This is a genomic window from Arthrobacter sp. CAU 1506, from assembly GCF_005047635.1.
In the GTDB taxonomy this organism is placed as follows: Bacteria; Actinomycetota; Actinomycetes; order Actinomycetales; family Micrococcaceae; genus Crystallibacter.
On record NZ_SUKC01000008.1, the window covers coordinates 46,783 to 62,632 of the forward strand.

Genomic DNA, 15,850 nt, shown 5'->3' on the forward strand with positions numbered 1-15,850 from the left:
TTCCGCTGGGCTCGTAGCATGAATGCCATGAAGGAGAAGCCGCAGTCCATGCTGTTGCCCATCCTGGCCGCCGTGGTGCTGGCCGGTCTCGGGCGGATGGTGATCCAGAGGATCCGGGAAGACCGGCGGGCGGCGGGGGCCGCACGTGAGGACCTCGGCCAAAAGGTGAGCGAAGTCATGCGCGGTCGCCGCTGACAACGGCACCCTGAACTTGGTCTGCACCAACCCAGAGGCCCAGACGGTCGCTCGGGAACGCCTGGCGGTCTAGCCGAACGCCCGGCGGTCTGGCCGACGCCATGCGGTCTGGCTGAGGCCCGGCGGTCTGGCCGACGCTCGGGGGTCTAATCGACCACCCAGATGTCCAGCCGGACCTGGGCGGGGAGCCTGGTGCCGCTGCCCACCAAAATCCGTGACGAGAGCCAGCTCCATTCCGGTCCCCCGGCCAGAGCACGGGGAGAACAGCGGAAGTAGATCCGCTCCGGGGGAACGGGTTCGTTGCGGACCAGTGCGGCGATGTCTTCGGGCGAACCGCTGCGGATGCCGAAGTTGTTGATGTAGATGCGTTCGCCGGAGTCGGTCTCGATGGCGTATTTGGCTTCGAGCTCGGTCGTGGTGGATGACCGCAGCAGCTGGAAGTCGGCGCCGCCGGCCAGCACTCGGCCGTTGAGCTTGGGCCCGGAAACGGTGCCGCCGGTGATCGGGATAATGCGGCGGATGCCTTCGGCGGTTTCGCCGACTTCGATCGGTTCGGCTACTTCTACCGCGATGCTGGCCAGGAAGGTCAGGCCAGGGGCAGTGGGCTCTTGCTGTAGGCTGCCTGGTTGTTCAATGGCGCCTTCGGCTGATTGCAAAGTCATGTATCGAGGTTATCCATGTCCGCTTCAGCTGCCCATGGATGTTTTTCCGCCATGTGATGTCGGAAAAAAGTCGTTGAACTATTCAACTATTCGGGCTCAGATGAATGGAGTGACCACGACCACACAAGGAGTCAGCATGACCGAGACCACTGCCGTTCCGGCGAGAGCCCCGCAGCGCCACCGGCGCAAAGACTTGCTGGCAGTTAACATCGGCAACGCCCTTGAATGGTTTGACTGGAACATCTACGCGATTTTCGCGCCCTTTTTTGCAGCGCAGTTCTTTGTCTCCGGTGATCCGGTCTCCAGCCTGCTTTCTACCCTCGCGGTCTTTGCCGTTGGATTCCTCATGCGTCCGGTGGGGGGATGGGTGTTCGGACGTATCGCAGACGAGAAGGGGCGCCGCTTCAGCCTGACTCTTGCCATCCTGCTGGCAGCGGCCGGCAGCCTGATGATTGCCATTGCGCCCACGTTCGAATCGGTAGGCGCCTTTGCCGGCGTTGTGCTTCTGCTGGCCCGCCTGCTGCAGGGGCTCTCCCACGGCGGCGAAACGGGTTCAGCGTTCACATATCTGGCGGAGATGGCCCCGCCGGCCAAGCGTGGACTCTGGTCGAGCACGCCCTGGCTGGGTGTGGGACTGGGCACCATGCTTGCCACCGGGCTGGGTGTCTTGCTGACTGCCGTGCTGACGGACGCGCAGATGACCGAGTTCGGCTGGCGCATTCCGTTCGCTGTCGGCGCGCTGTTGGGGCTGTACGCCATCTATATCCGCAGGACCATGACCGAATCCGAGGTCCACACGCAGGCCAAGGCGCAGGACGGCGGCCGCAAGCCAAGCTTCACTGACGTGATGCGGGAGCTGCGTCGCGAACGTCGAGGGCTGTTGCAGATCATTGGCCTGACCATCAGCGGGGTCGTGGCGTTCTACACCTGGTTCATCTTCGCTCCCGGTTATGCTGTCCGGTCCTACGGGATGGACCCGAACGCTTCGCTGGTTGCCGGGCTGCTGGGGCAGGCAGTGTTCCTGGCCGCGATTCCGGTCATGGGGTGGTTGTCCGACAAATGGGGCCGTCGGCGCGTACTGATGATCTTTGCGGCAGGTTTCGTGGTCTGTGCATTTCCGCTGGAATGGCTGCTCAATGGCCACCCGCTGTCTCTTTTCGCCACCATGGCCATCGGATCGGTGCTGTTGGCCGCGAACTGCGCACCGCTGGGGGCTGTCTTTGCGGAACTGGTGCCTACGCGTCTGCGGGCCACCATTATTGGCGTAGGCTACGCGACCTCCGGTGCAGTCTTCGGTGGCACCGCGCCGTATTTGAACACCTGGCTGTCCAGCATCAACATGCATTGGATGTTTGTCATCTACATGGTTATCTTGTGCCTGATCAGCGTCTTCGTTATCGTCCGCATGCCGGAGACCAAGGGCGTGCAGTTGCGCTAACAACCCGGCCCTGTCCGGAGAAGGATCCCGGACAATGCATAAGTTCACCCTGCGCCAACTCGAATACTTCCGGGCTGTCGCCTTGCACGGCTCTATCTCCGCCGCGGCGGAGATAGAGATGGTGTCTAGATCGTCAATCTCCGCCGCGCTGGACGACTTGGAACGCGCCATGGGAAGCACCTTGGCCATCAGGACCAAGGCGCAGGGAGTCGTGCTGACAGCCAATGGCCACGACGTGCTGCGCCGAGTTCAGGCCATCTTGCGGGAGACCAACGAACTGGCCCAGCTCGGCAATGAAACCGAACTGCAGGGCACCCTGACCATCGGGTGCTTTCCCTCGCTGGCGCCCACGGTGATTCCGCGGTTGTGGCAAGAGTTCGCCCAACTGCATCCCAACGTCACGCTCGACGTCGTCACGGCAGGGCGCGCGGAACTGGTGCGCCTGGCGGAGCAAGGCATGATCGATCTGGCCATCGCCTACAACCTGCACTCGTTCGATCAACTGGAGACGGCGGCCCTCTACGACACGGTCATGCATGCCATTGTCGCCGCCGGCCACTCATTGGCAGCCGATGGCATGGTCCGTGCGGAGGATCTGGCAGGTGAACCGCTGCTGCTGATGGACCTATCACCCAGCTCCGAGGACATCCTCGGCTACTTCTCGGCGCTTGGCCTAACGCCGAAAATCGGTTTGCGCACTTCACAGTTCGAATTCATCCGATCCTTGGTTGCTCGGAGAATCGGTTACTCGATGTTCATCCAGCGGCCCAAGGCGGATACCAGTTATGAGGGATTGCCTATTCAAGCCGTGAGGATCCTCCCAGAACCTCCGCTTGAGCGGGCGTGCATTGGCTGGCTCAGCGGCCAGCGGCCCACCCGCCGTGCGGCGGCATTCGTTGACCTTGCCGTGAGCAGGGCGGAAGAGTTGAAGCCCTTAGCCCTCTGATCAGGCCTCGCCGGCGCGGCTGCCGAGCAGGGCTTGCATGCTGTTCCATTCCGAGATCTTGCAGCCGTCGGTCAAGGAGAATTGCTTATCCACTTCGCGGCCGCTGATCGTTCCGGTGACCCTGGCCTGCTGGGGTCCGCCGTATTGCTGGGTGCAAATGCGGTTCCGATCGGGCAGTTCGAAGAAGACCTTTTCCCCGTGCTTGGTCAGCGCAGCGCACGCGGCGTCGGCGTCGCGGACGGTGGAGCCGTCGGCGGGCTGGCTGTCTTTGCAGACCAGTTTCCGCTCGACCCGGGCATCGCTGCCGGCCGAGGTCAGCACGATGGTCAGATCAGCATCCATGGCGGTTCCTTCCTCGGTGGTCGGTGGCGTTGACTCGGAGGGTGCCCCGGGTGAACCCGACCCGGGTGAGGCTGTCCCGGGGGAGGCCGGAGTGGTGATCCCGGGCGAGGGAGCCGGCTGGTTGCCCTGGCCACAGGCCGCGAGCGACGGCGCGGCGAGCAGGCCGATGATGAGCGCGGCGGCTGGTAGCCCTCGGGTCCGCCGCGGGGCCGAACGTCGTGATCTCAACGCCATGATCATTCCTCCGCTCTCATGTTCCCAGTGTTGCCGGCCCCATCAAAGGTGCTACGCGAAATTCACGTCCGCCCCGCCGTCGAGGTGCTCCGCGAAACGAGCGTCCGCCCCGCCGTCGAGCAGGTCCAGCGCGTCCAGCAGCCGTCCGCGCAGCACCTGCGCCTCGGCGGCGAAGGCCCGCTGGGCCGCCACGTACTGTGCCCGACCTTCGGTGGTCTCGATCCGCACCGGTTCGTAGCCCCAACCGGACAGGTCGTACGGGGAGGCCTTCATGTCCAGTTCGCGGATCCGCCAGGACAGCTCGAAGCAGTCCATCACCAGTTCGCTGGGCAGCGCGGGCGCCAGCTTGTACGCCCACTTGTACAGGTCCATGTTGGCGTGCAGGCAGCCGGGCTGTTCCAGCTGCCGCTGGTTCTCGCGGGTGGGCCGCAGCGTGTTCAGCGGAACGGCCTGCGGCGTATAGAACCGGAAGGCGTCAAAGTGCGAGCAGTTGATCCGGCTGCCTTCCACCACCCGGTCCGTGCCCTCGGCGCCGAGCCGCAGCTCCAGATAATCGTGCCGGACGCCGTTGAGCTGCGATTTGTACGCCATGGCCCACTCGTGCAGACCGAAGCAGCCGAACCGCGCCGGCCGCGCTGCGGCACCGGCCAGGATGTCCCGCGAGAACGCCACGGCGGTTCCCCGCGCCGCCAGGAAAGCCTCCGCATCAAAGGTGACGGCACCGCCGTCATGCTCCAGACCTGCCGAGCGGCACTCCGCGGCAGTCAGTTCACGGTAGAACTTCCAGCCGAGGCGCTCGCGGGCGGCCGCACCCGTCAACACCACGCCCGCGCCCGGATGCCAGCGCAGCAGTTGGCCCGGCTTGAGGCTGTAGTAGGTGAAGAGGAAGTCTTCCACCGGGTGCTTCAGCCCGGCGGAGCGGCGCTGCAGGTACGGCTCGGTGAATCGCGCGGCGCGGTCGTGGTGGGCCTGGGCGCGCGGCAGCCACAACTCCGGTTCAAGAACCCGGGGCCGGTCGAGGAGGGCCTGCTGCGCCATGGCTCCATTGTCCCAGCAGCAGCGGCAGATTGGCACCGGCTAAATGGCCAGCGCTTATAGCACCGCAGGCCGCTGCCGGAAAGACCCGGCGTGACTATCGGAAAAGACGCACCCAAAAAAGGTGAAACAGTTCTTTCAGATCGGCCGTTACGGTACTTTTAGTTTCACAGGTGCACCAATGTGGCTGTTGTCACAGTTGGGGGAGGGGGCCGGCCTCGCACGCCGGAACGTCCAATACCCTGCGCGGCCGTTCACCGCGCGGGGTACAGCATTCGGTTGCGCCTGGGGCCGGACCAAAGCGGTCGGGCTCACCGGATGAAAGGCGTCACCGCTTATGACCAAGCAAAGCAGCAGCTTTGTGCGCCGGCAGGGAATGCGATCTGCCGCAGCACTCGCACTGGGGATCCCGCTGATCCTCTCCGGGCTGGCCGGCCCGGCCGCGGCCGCACCCGCCAACCTCCCGCGCACCATCACGTCCAACCCGGATGGACAGCAGGCCATCTACGAGGACGGCCGCTACATCGTGATGCTGGATTCCGATCCGCTGGCAACCTATGAAGGCGGTGTGGCCGGCATCGAGGCCACCAAGCCAGCCAAAGGCGAGAAGCTGAACGCCAGCACCGCTCACGCCAAGAAGTACCGCGCGCACCTGGCCAGCAAGCAGGACGACGTCGCTGCCTCCGAAGGCGTGAAAATCCAGAAGAGCTTCACGACGGCGGTGAACGGCTTCGTGGCCGAGCTGACCGGACTACAGGCGGCGGAGCTGGCCAAGAAGCCCGGCGTCGTGGCGGTGGCTCCGGACGAGCAGCACCAGCCCGACTACGCCAGCACCGACTACCTGAACCTGCCCGGCCGCGACGGCGCCTGGGCCGAGCAGTACGGCGGCGCGAAGAACGCCGGCAAGGGCACCGTGGTCGGCGTCATCGACACCGGCTACTACCCGGAGAGCGAGTTCCTGGCCGGCGAAGAGGTCAAGCCGCTGCGCGGCAAGGCCAAGGTCGGCGAGCCGTACCTGACCGCCGAGGGCAAGATCGCCATGCTCAAGGCTGACGGCACTATGTTCATGGGCGAGTGCCAGCCGGGCCAGGCAGGCTCCGGCTTCGACGGCACCGAATGCAACTCCAAGGTGCTCAGCGCCCGCTACTACGCCGACGACTTCCTGCGGACCGTCCCGGTGCAAGACCGGCACCCGAAGGAGTCCATCTCCCCGCTGGACATCGCCAGCCACGGCACCCACACGGCCACCACCGCCGCCGGCAACAGCGAGGTGGCGCAGACGGTGGACGGCCGCGACTTCGGCACCGGCCACGGCGTGGCGCCCGCCGCCAAGGTTGCCGTCTACAAGATCTGCTGGGGGGACAACGACGAAGCCACCGGCGGCTGCTACACCTCCGCCTCCGTGAGTGCGATCGAACAGGCCATCCTGGACGGCGTGGACGTGCTCAACTACTCCATCTCCGGCAACAACGACTCGGTGCTGGACCCGGTGTCGGTGGCGTTCCTGAGCGCCGCCGAGGTGGGCATCTTCGTTTCCGCCTCCGCCGGCAACGCCGGCCCGGCCCCCACCACCGTCAACCACAGCGCACCGTGGGTGACCACGGTTGCCGCCAGCACGTTCTCCAACGAACTGCAGGGCACGGTGGAACTGTCCGACGGCACCAAGTACCGCGGCACGTCCATCATGAACCGCGAGGTTCCGCAGTCCAGCCTGATCCTGTCCGCCGAGGCCGGCGCGGCAGGCGCCACCGCCGACGAGGCAAGGCTCTGCTACCCGGGCAAACTCGACCCGGCCAAGGTTGACGGCAAGATCGTGGTCTGCGACCGCGGCGTGAATGCCCGTGCGGACAAGTCCGTGGCGGTGAAGGAGGCCGGCGGCGTCGGCATGGTGCTGGTGAACGTGGTGCCCGGATCGCTGGATCTGGACCTGCACGCTGTGCCCACCGTCCACATCGACGACCCGTCCATCAAGGACAAGGTGGCCGCCGATCCGGCGTTGACCGCTGCGCTGCGCAACAAGGACACCACCGGCCTGGCCGGTAGCCCGGTCCCGCAGGTCGCCGCCTTCTCCTCGCGCGGTCCGTCCACCGCGGTGGACTCCAACCTGCTCAAGCCTGACGTTGCCGCCCCGGGCGTGAACGTGCTGGCCGGCGTTTCCCCGGTCCTTGGCGGCGAGACCAACGGCTTCATGTCCGGCACCTCGATGGCCGCCCCCCATGTTGCCGGCCTGGGTGCGCTGCTGCTGGCCGAGAACCCCCAGTGGTCGCCGGCCACGGTGAAGTCGGCCATGATGACCACCGCCGGTGAGCTGGTGAACGAGGACGGCACGGTGAACGAAGACCGCTTCGCCACCGGCGCCGGCCACGTGGATACCGCGCGGATGGGCGACCCGGGCCTGGCCTACGACGCCAACGTCAATGACTGGCTGGGCTTCATCCAGGGCACCGGCCTGGACCTGGGACTGAAGAAGAAGGAAACCATCCAGTCCAAGGACCTCAACGTCCCGTCCTTCGCCCTCGGACAGCTGGCCGGCACGGTCACGGTGGAGCGCACGCTCACGGCCCTGGAAGCCGGTACCTACACGGTGGACGTGGACCTGCCCGGCGTGGCCGTCAAGGTCTCCCCGAAGAAGCTGAGCTTCGCGAAGCCCGGCCAGGAGCGCAAGTTCAAGGTCACCTTCGAAAACGTCAACGCCCCGCTGGACAAGTTCGCCATGGGCTCGCTGGTCTGGACGGAAGAGGGCAAGCGCGGCAAGGGCAGCAACCAGCGCACGGTGGCTTCACCCATCGCCGTCCGGCCGGTCACGGCCGTGGCTCCGGCCAGTATCGCCTTCACGTCCGACGCCGGCGACGGCACCGGCTCGTTCAAGGTCACCTCGGGCACCAACTCGCCCATCGATCTGGCGGTCGAGGGCCTGGCCAAGTCCAATGCCACCGACGTGGAGAAGGTTCCCGGCCAGCCGGCCGTGATCGGTTCCAACGGCAGCACCGGCTTCGCCCCGCAGGCCGTGCCGGCAGGTGCCACGTTGGCGCAGTTCGCCATCAACGCGGCGGATGCCGGAGCGGATTGGGATCTGCACGTGCTCACTCCCGCCGGCACGGTGATCTCCGCCGCCACGGCATCGGCCAGCGAGTCACTGGTGATCAACAATCCAGCGCCGGGCACGTACTACGCGATCGCGCACCTGTACTCCAGCCCGGACGGCAAGGCCAGCAAGGGCACCATCAACACGGTGGCGCTCAGCGGTGATTCCGAGAACCTGACCCTCAGCCCGGATCCGCTGAAGCTGCGCAACGGCAAGACCGGCACGGTGCAGGCCGCCTGGTCCGGCTTGAAGCCCGGCAACTGGGTGGGCCTGGTGAAGTTCAGCGACGGCGCCTCCACGGCAGTGACCGTCAATGTCACTGGCGACGGCAGCGTGGCGCAGGAGCCGGCAGCTGAAGGCGGCGCGGTGATTGTCGACGGCGGTGCCTCCCAGCAGCCGGAGCAACGCTCCGGCCGGTAACGGCGGCGGTTCCTCGCAACCTCGCGAGGACATGAAGAAGGCGGCCGGTGGGTTGGACCACCGGCCGCCTTCGCTGTCTCCGCGGGCTTCCGCCGACCTGCCCTTCAGGCCCGGTCGTGGCCTCCGGCTTCCTGCGCTGCCCCGGCATGCCCAGCACCCCCGGCGTCCTGCGCGGCCGCGATCAGGGCATGCATCGTGGCGTTCAGGTCCCGCAACTGCTCCCGTTCCAGGCCCAGCCGCGAGAGCATAGTTCCCGGCACGGCCAGGGCCTGCTCGCGCAGCGCAACGCCGGCATCCGTCAAGCCCACGGCCAGCGCCCGCTCGTTGCCTTCCATCCGCTCCCGGGTCACCAGCCCGGCCTGCTCCAGCCGTTTGAGCATGGGGGAGAGTGTGGCCGGTTCCTGCTGAAGTGCCTCGGATAGGTCCTTGACCATCCGCGGGCTCTGCTCCCAGAGAGCCAGCATCACCAGGTACTGCGGGTGGGTGATGCCCAGCTTCTCGAGCACGGGTTTGTACGAAGCCACCACACTCCGAGAGGCCACCGACAGCGCGAAACACAGCTGGTGCTCCAGCAGCAGGTCTTCTGTTGTTCCCGCTGTCACGGCCATCACTCCCGATTGGTTAGTGCACTAATTGTTCGTCCCCTATTATGGATACGAACGCCCGCGGAGTCCACCGGGCACCGGAAGAAGGATCACGCACATGGCCGAGAAGAAGTCCCGCGTCAACGCGTTCATGCGGGCGACCGGCAAGTTCCGCTGGGTCTTCGGCCCGGCGCAGAAGAGCGGCGTCGACCATCCCATGACCGAGGAGAACAAGGCCCTGCTCAAGCAGCGCGAGGCCGAAGCGTCGCAGTGGGAAACGGTCACTCGGGCCGACGGCAGCACCTACATCGTGCCGAAGAAGCGGTCCTAGGAATCTGACGACCCAACGCGGGCCCGGGCGGGCTGTTCGCCGCCCAAAACTCTGTTTTTCCGTACCGCTGCTCGTTACACTGATGCCACGGATTCTTCCGAGCAAGAGGTGATTTAGATGGCTGGGAATTCGCGTTTCATGAACCGATTCATGCGTGCCACGGAGAAGGCGGCAAAAGTGTGGGGTCCGGCGGACCGGATCGATGCGGATTCCCCGGTGGTCCACCGGCACGACGCCTCGGAGAAGGCCTCGGAGGAACAGTTGTCGCAGATCGAAGTGGAGCGGGAAGCCGGCCACTCGTACGCGTACCGCAGGCCAGCGAAGCCTGAAGCCTGAGCCGCCGGAAGTGGCGTCCGCGCACTTCAACAGTCGCCGGGACAGGCGGCGTGGCGACGGCGGTGCGCACCGCCGTCGTTGTTCCCCCAATTGACGAACGCCTGCCCGCCATGCGGAGCGAGCGGCGCCAGCCAGCCCCGGCCGAACCCATGCCAGCGGCCAGTTCCCATCGAGAAGTCAGCAGGCGCCCTTCCCAAGGCTGGGAAGGGCGCCTGCTGATCAGTCGATCCGGTAGGTCTGCTGAGCCCGTGGTTGGCCGAGCCCGCGGCTAACCGACGGGAGCGGCAGGTCAGCGGCCAGTGCCGCCGTAGACCGTGGCTTCCTCGTCGGTGTCCAGGCCGAACGCAGCATGCACCGCGCGGACGGCGGTATCCAGCAGGTCGGCGTGCGTGACAATCGAGATGCGGATCTCGGAGGTGGAGATCATGTCCACGTTCACGCCGGCCTTGTGCAGGGCCTCGAAGAACTTGTAGGAGACGCCCGGGTTGGAGCGCATGCCCGCGCCGATCAGCGAGAGCTTGCCAACGTTCTCGTTGTAGAGGATGCCCTCGAAGCCCACCACATCCTGTGCCGCATTGAGCGCGTCCAGGGCTTCCTTGCCTTCCACCATGGGCAGCGTGAAGGAGATGTCCGTCTTGCCGGTGCCGCGGGTGGAGATGTTCTGCACGATCATGTCGATGTTCGAGTGCGCGCCTGCCACGATGCCGAAGATTTCCGCCGCCTTGCCGGGAATGTCCGGCACGCCCAAGATGGTGACCTTGGCTTCGGAGCGGTCGTGGGCAACGCCGGAGATGATGGGCTGTTCCAAGGGTTCTCCCTCTTGAATCTTGATCTTGTCGTCGGGGTTGGGCAGCACCCAGGTCCCCTCGTTGGTGCTGAAGGACGAGCGCACGTGCAGCTTCACGCCGAAGCGGCGGGCGTACTCGACGCAGCGCAGGTGCAGGATCTTGGAGCCGGAGGCGGCCATCTCCAGCATCTCTTCGCTGGAGATGGTGTCGATCTTCTTGGCGCTGTGCACCACGCGCGGATCGGCCGTGTACACGCCGTCCACATCGGTGTAGATCTCGCAGACGTCGGCGCCCAGGGCCGCCGCCAGTGCCACCGCGGTGGTGTCCGAGCCGCCGCGGCCCAGCGTGGTGATGTCGTTGCTCTCCCGGCTGATGCCCTGGAAGCCGGCCACAATGGCGATCTCGCCTCGTTCAATGGTGGTCAGCACCCGGTGCGGCGAGACGTCGATGATCCGCGCCTTGCCGTGAATGGCGTCGGTGACCATGCCGGCCTGGCTGCCCGTGAAGGACTGCGCGCGGGAGCCGAACTCCTGGATGGCCATGGCCAGCAAGGACATGGAGATGCGTTCGCCGGCGGAGAGCAGCATGTCCATTTCGCGCGCGCTGCTGTGGGAGGAGACCTGGTTGGCCAGGTCAAGCAGTTCGTCGGTGGTATCCCCCATGGCGGACACGACGACCACCACTTGGTTGCCGGCAGCCTGGGTATCGACCACGCGTTGGGCCACGCGCTTAATACCCTCGGCGTCCGAGACTGAGGAACCGCCAAACTTCTGCACTATCAGGCTCATGTGGGCTCTAAACAACTCCTGGGTTGGGCCCGGACGGTGCCGCGCAACGCGGACGGCCGGGCTTATGGAAGGCTGCCGCGGGTCCTGGCTGCGGACGCGGCGCGGCAGGGCAATTCTAACGCTGCATCAGGGGCGGCAGAGAATGCGGCCGGTCAGTGTGACTGGCCTTGGTCATAACGACCCCGGTGCCTCACCTAAGTGCCGCACGGCGCCGGCGTCGCGCTGTCACCCCCGTCCGGGGGGATCGAGTGTACGGATATGGCCCGCTTCCGGACGCCGGACGGGCCATATCCGTACACTCCTTTCGGCTAGCGGATGGCTGGCCGGCGGCCTAGCGGGTGCCGAGCCGGCGGCTTAGCGGGTGCCGATCTGGTCCTCCGCGTTGCCGAGGACGGCGTGCAGGAACGACTGCGTCCGTTCGTGCTGCGGGTTGGTGAACATGACCTCGGGCGTGGCCTCTTCAACCACCTTGCCGCCGTCGAACATCATCACCCGGTTGGAGACGTCGCGGGCGAACTGCATCTCATGCGTGACGATCAGCATGGTGATGTCGGTGGTGGCGGCGATGTGCCGCAGGATCCCCAGCACTTCGCCCACAATCTCCGGGTCCAGTGCCGAGGTGACCTCGTCCAGCAGCAGGATCTCCGGATCCATCGCCAGCGCACGAGCAATCGCCACCCGCTGCTGCTGGCCGCCGGAGAGCTCCAGCGGGTGCGCGTCCGCCTTATCCGGGAGCCCCACGCTCTCCAGCAGTTCCATGGCGCGGGCGGTCGCCTCTTCCTTGGACTGGCCCAGTACGTGCACCGGCGCTTCGATGATGTTCTCCAGCACACTCATGTTGGGGAACAGGTTGAACTGCTGGAACACCATGCCGATCCGCTTGCGGATCTGCTTCTGTGCCTTCTCGCCCAGCTCCACCCGCTTGCCGCCGCGCTCCTCGTGGGTGAGGGGCTCGCCGTCGATGTAGATGAATCCGCCGCTGAGGTCCTCCAGCGTCATCACCAGGCGCAGGATGGTGGTCTTGCCGGAACCGCTGGGGCCGATCAGGGTCACGCGGTCACCCTTGGCGACTTCAAAGTTCAGGTCCTTCAGCACCACGTTGTCGCCGAACCGCTTCTCCACGTTCTCGAACTTGATGGCGGGAACGGTGGCCGCGGTGGCGGGTGCGGGGACGGTCTCGGGTTCAGTAGTTGTAGGCAAGGCGCTTTTCCAATCTGGAGATGAGCAGGGAGGTCGGGTAGCTGGCCAGCAGGAAGATCACGCCGGCCAGGGTGATGGCCTCCATATATCTGAAGTGGTTGCCACCGAAGGTCAGGCCCGCGCGGACCATTTCCACCACGCCGATGGTCAGCAGGAACGGGGTGTCCTTGAACATCGAGATGGCGTAGTTGCCCAACGCCGGAACGGTGGCACGCAGGGCCTGCGGGATGATTACGGCAATCCAAGTGCGCGACTTGGACATGGACAGTGCCTTGGTGGCCTCCCACTGGCCCTTGGGCACGGACTCGATGCCGGCCCGGTAGACCTCTGCCATGTAGGTGGAGTAGTGGATGCCGAAGACCGCGATGCCGATGACGATCGCGTCAACGCTCAGGAACGTCCAGTAGGCGAAGAGCAACTGCACCACGATCGGCGTCATGCGGATGAAGTCGCCGATGAAGTTGATGACCACCGCCACCGGTTTGGGCACGGACATCCGCAGGATCGCGATGACCAGCCCGAGCACGGCGGCAATGGCGGTACTGACAACCGTTACCAGCAGCGTCACCTTCAGGAACGCAAGCAACAGTTCCGGGAGGACGGCGTAGGCGGCGTCCCAATCCCATAATTCGTTCATCAGCCCCTACCTCCTTCCGCTGCAACAGTGGTCTCCGGCGCCTTCAAGCTGAGGGTTTCGCGCAGCGAGTCGCCGCGGCCCAACTTGTGCTTGGCCTGGACCTCAAGGCCGTTCATCATCAGCGTCAGGATGTAGGCCAGCACAAAGTAGATGACCAGGCTGACGCCGTAGGCGAAGAAGGTATTGGTGTCCTGGCGCAATTGCTCGGTGTGGTAGGTCAGGTCGGCCAGCGTAATGAAGCTGACGATGGCCGTGCCCTTGAGCATGTGGATCAGGTAGTTGGTCAACGACGGGATCATCAGGGCCCAGGCCTGCGGGAAGATGATCCGGCGCATCCGCTGCGTCTTGGACAGGCTCAGCGCCGTCGTCGCCTCCCACTGGCCGGTGGGCACGGAGTTGATGGAACCGCGCACCACTTCAGCGCAGTAGGCGCCGTAGTTCAACCCCAGCCCCAGGATGCCGCAGACCATCGCGGGAAGGTCCACGCCCAGCTGCGGCAGCACGAAGAAGAAGAAGAACAGCTGCACCACCAGCGAGGTGCCGCGGAAGAATTCGATGAAGGCCCGGCAGATGCCCCGCAAGAAGACGTTGTTCAGGCGGGCACCCAGTCCTAGGACCACCGCAATGACGATCGCCAGCAGGGCACCGCCGAGGGTCAGGAGGAGGGTGATGCCCAAGCCTTCCCAGATCCTCGGCGCCGCCTCAGCCAGCGCTGCAAAATTTGCCTCCATGGGGATGGACTAGCCTGCCGTCCCGGCGCAGAGCTGCTCGGTGGTCAGATCCTTCGGCGGCAGGTTCTCCTCGGTGAAGCCGAATTCGCCGAGCACGTCCACGTAGGTTTCCGGGCTCTCGGTGATCTTGCCGAGCTCCTGGTTGTAGGCATCGATCAGCTCGGTGTCGCCCTTGCGGAATACGGTGCCGCCGGCGCCGATCTGCTCCTGGCCGTCGATGTTGGCCACAAAGGCATCGGTGACCTCGACGCCGGAATCCGGGTTGTTGTCGGCCAGCCAGTTCAGCGAGATCGCGGTCATGGCGAAAGCGTCCGCGCGGCCGGCGGCCACGGTGTCCATGCCGTCCTGAGCGTTGCCCACCGACTGCACGTTGTCGATGCCGAGCTTGTCCGCGTAACCGGCTTCGATGCCGCCGGAGAGCACGGCCAGCTTGACGTCGTCGGCCTTCAGTACGGAATCCATGTCGGTCAGGCCCTTGGGGTTGCCCTCCTTGACCATCAGGGCGGTGGTGTACATGATTTCCGGATCGCTGAACGCGGCCTGTTCGCAGCGCTCGGGCAGGATCGACATGCCGGCGCTGACCAGGTCGAACCGCCCAGCATTCAGCCCGGGAATCAGCGCGTCCCAGTCCACCAGGGCCACCTCGACGTTGTCCACGCCCAGGTTCTTGAAAATCTCCTCGTGCATGGCGATGGTGCCGCCGGTCGGTTCGCCGCCTTCCTGGAAGGAGTAGGGCGCTTCGCCGGCGATACCGACGGTGACGGTGCCTTCGTCCTTAATCTTGGCCAAGGTGTCGCCGGTGGCGGCACCTTCGCCACCCTCGGCGGAGTCGATTTGGCCGTCGCCGCATCCGGCCAGCAGGAGCATGCCCAGAATGCTGGCGCCCGCCAAAGCGGTTCGGGACTTCGTCAGTCGCGCGTTCATCATTTCCTCTTTCGGTCGTGTAATGGGGCGAACCACCCAGCCCACGCCTCTGCGGCGCAACCCAGCCGACCCGACCCGAATTCGGTTGTGACTGTTGACAACGCTAATGAACTTCTGGTCAACATACAATCAGAGAGTCAGCGTGTATGTTTGTCGACAATCAGCAGAAAGCCATAAAAACCCTGCGGACGACCGGGACCCTATGCCGCCGTCCACAGCTGATTACAATTTGGCTACGGGGTGGTTGAACGGCGGTCGCCCGCTGATAAACCAGGCCCCCGCCTGCATCCGAAGCGCCCGGAAGAGTAAGGAACCAGATGCCGCAGAACTCCGCACCGGCCGGTGCGCCGGCTTTCCTGCGGGTGCACCGTCCGTCGACGGTGGACCTGATCGCCACCGAGCTGCGGAACGCCGTCTACTCCGGCGGCCTGCCCGTCGGTTCTCCGCTGCGTGAGGTGGAGATTTCCCGCCAGCTGGGTGTCAGCCGCAGTCCGCTGCGCGAGGCAGCGCAGCGGCTGGTCCAGGAAGGCCTGCTGACCGCCATACCCGGGCAGGGCCTGCGCGTGGCGACGGTCTCCGAGGACCGCCTTCCCGACTTGTTTGAAGCGCGCATCGCCATTGAAACGCACGCCGCCCGGATCCTTATCCGGAACAACGACGCCGGTGCCCTCACCAAGGTGACGGCGGCCTTCGACCAGCTGGTCGAGGCGGTCAAAGGAACGGATGCCCGGACCATCGGCGACGCGGACCTGGACTTTCACTTCGCCCTGGTCGAGGCCGCCGGCAACGGCAGGCTGACCCGCTACATGTCCACGCTGGTGGTGGAAACCCGGCTGGCCAGCTTCAGCAGCAAGGACGGCTACGTGGTGCGCCGGGAAATCACGCCCTCGCACCGCGCCATCATGGCGGCGCTGGAAGCCGGCGACGCCGATGCGGCCGCAGCTGCCATCGCCGAGCACCTCACCGAAGCCACCGCCCGCATGACCGGCGAGCTGGCCGAGCAGGGCATCAAGGTGGAAACGGTCGCCGAAGTCCCCGAACCCGGCGCCGTCTACGAACTAGGACCCATCGACCAAAACCCCTAACCCCCCCGGTGGTCGACCAAAGGCGCTCGCTTCCGGTGGTCGACCAAAGGCGCTCGCGCCTGCGCGGAGGCCGAGCGGAGACCAAGCGG

Annotated in this window: 16 protein-coding genes; 7 read left to right on the top strand and 9 right to left on the bottom strand. The window is 65.6% G+C overall.

Annotated features, from left to right (window positions below):
* The first annotated feature begins 27 nt into the window (after window positions 1-27).
* Window positions 28-195, top strand: coding sequence for a hypothetical protein (locus E4J89_RS19385; protein WP_169303978.1), 168 nt, complete (start codon window positions 28-30; stop codon window positions 193-195).
* 146 nt (window positions 196-341) lie between these two features.
* Here E4J89_RS19385 and E4J89_RS10605 read toward each other — a convergent pair whose 3' ends face one another.
* Complete coding sequence (locus tag E4J89_RS10605) at window positions 342-857, bottom strand: DUF3237 domain-containing protein (RefSeq protein WP_136786112.1); 516 nt, start codon at window positions 855-857, stop codon at window positions 342-344.
* Between the two features lie 136 nt (window positions 858-993).
* Here E4J89_RS10605 and E4J89_RS10610 point away from each other — a divergent pair, with 136 nt between their 5' ends.
* Together E4J89_RS10610 and E4J89_RS10615 are read left to right on the top strand one after the other, a co-directional pair.
* The gene (locus E4J89_RS10610) at window positions 994-2,295 is read left to right on the top strand and encodes an MFS transporter (RefSeq protein WP_136786113.1); all 1,302 of its coding nucleotides are present in this window, start codon (window positions 994-996) and stop codon (window positions 2,293-2,295) included.
* Between the two features lie 34 nt (window positions 2,296-2,329).
* Window positions 2,330-3,241, top strand: coding sequence for a LysR substrate-binding domain-containing protein (locus E4J89_RS10615; RefSeq protein WP_136786114.1), 912 nt, complete (start codon window positions 2,330-2,332; stop codon window positions 3,239-3,241).
* Here E4J89_RS10615 and E4J89_RS10620 read toward each other — a convergent pair whose 3' ends face one another.
* Window positions 3,242-3,817 (bottom strand): SSI family serine proteinase inhibitor, encoded by a 576-nt coding sequence (locus E4J89_RS10620; RefSeq protein ID WP_136786115.1) that lies wholly within the window; start codon window positions 3,815-3,817, stop codon window positions 3,242-3,244. It lies immediately after the preceding gene.
* Between the two features lie 51 nt (window positions 3,818-3,868).
* On the bottom strand, window positions 3,869-4,855 hold the full coding sequence (locus E4J89_RS10625; RefSeq protein WP_240691847.1) for a 3-methyladenine DNA glycosylase: 987 nt from the start codon (window positions 4,853-4,855) through the stop codon (window positions 3,869-3,871).
* A gap of 334 nt (window positions 4,856-5,189) precedes the next feature.
* On the opposite strand from E4J89_RS10625, the gene E4J89_RS10630 reads away from it, so the two are divergent.
* The gene (locus E4J89_RS10630) at window positions 5,190-8,357 is read left to right on the top strand and encodes a S8 family serine peptidase (RefSeq protein WP_136786116.1); all 3,168 of its coding nucleotides are present in this window, start codon (window positions 5,190-5,192) and stop codon (window positions 8,355-8,357) included.
* 104 nt (window positions 8,358-8,461) lie between these two features.
* Here E4J89_RS10630 and E4J89_RS10635 read toward each other — a convergent pair whose 3' ends face one another.
* Window positions 8,462-8,965: a MarR family transcriptional regulator gene (locus E4J89_RS10635; protein WP_136786228.1), complete on the bottom strand. Its 504-nt coding sequence runs from the start codon at window positions 8,963-8,965 to the stop codon at window positions 8,462-8,464.
* Between the two features lie 94 nt (window positions 8,966-9,059).
* On the opposite strand from E4J89_RS10635, the gene E4J89_RS10640 reads away from it, so the two are divergent.
* Together E4J89_RS10640 and E4J89_RS10645 are read left to right on the top strand one after the other, a co-directional pair.
* Window positions 9,060-9,272, top strand: coding sequence for a hypothetical protein (locus E4J89_RS10640; RefSeq protein ID WP_136786117.1), 213 nt, complete (start codon window positions 9,060-9,062; stop codon window positions 9,270-9,272).
* 138 nt (window positions 9,273-9,410) lie between these two features.
* Window positions 9,411-9,608 carry a hypothetical protein gene (locus E4J89_RS10645; RefSeq protein WP_240691848.1) on the top strand — a complete coding sequence of 66 codons (198 nt, stop codon included), beginning with the start codon at window positions 9,411-9,413 and terminating at the stop codon, window positions 9,606-9,608.
* Window positions 9,609-9,897: 289 nt separating this feature from the next.
* Here E4J89_RS10645 and E4J89_RS10650 read toward each other — a convergent pair whose 3' ends face one another.
* The 5 genes from E4J89_RS10650 to ehuB all read right to left on the bottom strand — a co-directional run bounded on the left by E4J89_RS10650 (window position 9,898) and on the right by ehuB (window position 14,676).
* Window positions 9,898-11,184: an aspartate kinase gene (locus tag E4J89_RS10650; RefSeq protein ID WP_136786119.1), complete on the bottom strand. Its 1,287-nt coding sequence runs from the start codon at window positions 11,182-11,184 to the stop codon at window positions 9,898-9,900.
* Window positions 11,185-11,538: 354 nt separating this feature from the next.
* Window positions 11,539-12,321, bottom strand: coding sequence for an ectoine/hydroxyectoine ABC transporter ATP-binding protein EhuA (ehuA, locus tag E4J89_RS10655; protein ID WP_240691857.1), 783 nt, complete (start codon window positions 12,319-12,321; stop codon window positions 11,539-11,541).
* 46 nt (window positions 12,322-12,367) lie between these two features.
* Window positions 12,368-13,021 (bottom strand): ectoine/hydroxyectoine ABC transporter permease subunit EhuD, encoded by a 654-nt coding sequence (gene ehuD, locus E4J89_RS10660; protein ID WP_136786120.1) that lies wholly within the window; start codon window positions 13,019-13,021, stop codon window positions 12,368-12,370.
* Window positions 13,021-13,752 (bottom strand): ectoine/hydroxyectoine ABC transporter permease subunit EhuC, encoded by a 732-nt coding sequence (gene ehuC, locus E4J89_RS10665; protein WP_136786121.1) that lies wholly within the window; start codon window positions 13,750-13,752, stop codon window positions 13,021-13,023. The genes ehuD and ehuC overlap by 1 nt, the downstream gene beginning before the upstream one ends.
* A 9-nt stretch (window positions 13,753-13,761) precedes the next feature.
* Window positions 13,762-14,676, bottom strand: a complete 915-nt coding sequence (gene ehuB / locus E4J89_RS10670; protein WP_240691849.1) for an ectoine/hydroxyectoine ABC transporter substrate-binding protein EhuB — start codon at window positions 14,674-14,676, stop codon at window positions 13,762-13,764.
* A gap of 317 nt (window positions 14,677-14,993) precedes the next feature.
* Between ehuB and E4J89_RS10675 the strand changes: the two genes are divergently transcribed.
* Window positions 14,994-15,761: a GntR family transcriptional regulator gene (locus E4J89_RS10675; protein WP_136786123.1), complete on the top strand. Its 768-nt coding sequence runs from the start codon at window positions 14,994-14,996 to the stop codon at window positions 15,759-15,761.
* Window positions 15,762-15,850 lie beyond the last annotated feature (89 nt).

Bases quoted from the DNA above. Each gene is read 5' to 3' on its own strand.
- E4J89_RS10615 (WP_136786114.1), top strand. From the start codon at position 2,330: ATGCATAAGTTCACCCTGCGCCAACTCGAATACTTCCGGGCTGTCGCC.
- E4J89_RS10650 (WP_136786119.1), bottom strand. From the start codon at position 11,184: ATGAGCCTGATAGTGCAGAAGTTTGGCGGTTCCTCAGTCTCGGACGCC.
- E4J89_RS10620 (WP_136786115.1), bottom strand. From the start codon at position 3,817: ATGGCGTTGAGATCACGACGTTCGGCCCCGCGGCGGACCCGAGGGCTA.
- E4J89_RS19385 (WP_169303978.1), top strand. From the start codon at position 28: ATGAAGGAGAAGCCGCAGTCCATGCTGTTGCCCATCCTGGCCGCCGTG.
- E4J89_RS10640 (WP_136786117.1), top strand. From the start codon at position 9,060: ATGGCCGAGAAGAAGTCCCGCGTCAACGCGTTCATGCGGGCGACCGGC.
- ehuC (WP_136786121.1), bottom strand. From the start codon at position 13,752: ATGGAGGCAAATTTTGCAGCGCTGGCTGAGGCGGCGCCGAGGATCTGG.
- E4J89_RS10645 (WP_240691848.1), top strand. From the start codon at position 9,411: ATGAACCGATTCATGCGTGCCACGGAGAAGGCGGCAAAAGTGTGGGGT.
- E4J89_RS10635 (WP_136786228.1), bottom strand. From the start codon at position 8,965: ATGGCCGTGACAGCGGGAACAACAGAAGACCTGCTGCTGGAGCACCAG.
- E4J89_RS10625 (WP_240691847.1), bottom strand. From the start codon at position 4,855: ATGGCGCAGCAGGCCCTCCTCGACCGGCCCCGGGTTCTTGAACCGGAG.
- ehuD (WP_136786120.1), bottom strand. From the start codon at position 13,021: ATGAACGAATTATGGGATTGGGACGCCGCCTACGCCGTCCTCCCGGAA.
- ehuB (WP_240691849.1), bottom strand. From the start codon at position 14,676: ATGAACGCGCGACTGACGAAGTCCCGAACCGCTTTGGCGGGCGCCAGC.
- E4J89_RS10675 (WP_136786123.1), top strand. From the start codon at position 14,994: ATGCCGCAGAACTCCGCACCGGCCGGTGCGCCGGCTTTCCTGCGGGTG.
- E4J89_RS10605 (WP_136786112.1), bottom strand. From the start codon at position 857: ATGACTTTGCAATCAGCCGAAGGCGCCATTGAACAACCAGGCAGCCTA.
- E4J89_RS10610 (WP_136786113.1), top strand. From the start codon at position 994: ATGACCGAGACCACTGCCGTTCCGGCGAGAGCCCCGCAGCGCCACCGG.
- E4J89_RS10630 (WP_136786116.1), top strand. From the start codon at position 5,190: ATGACCAAGCAAAGCAGCAGCTTTGTGCGCCGGCAGGGAATGCGATCT.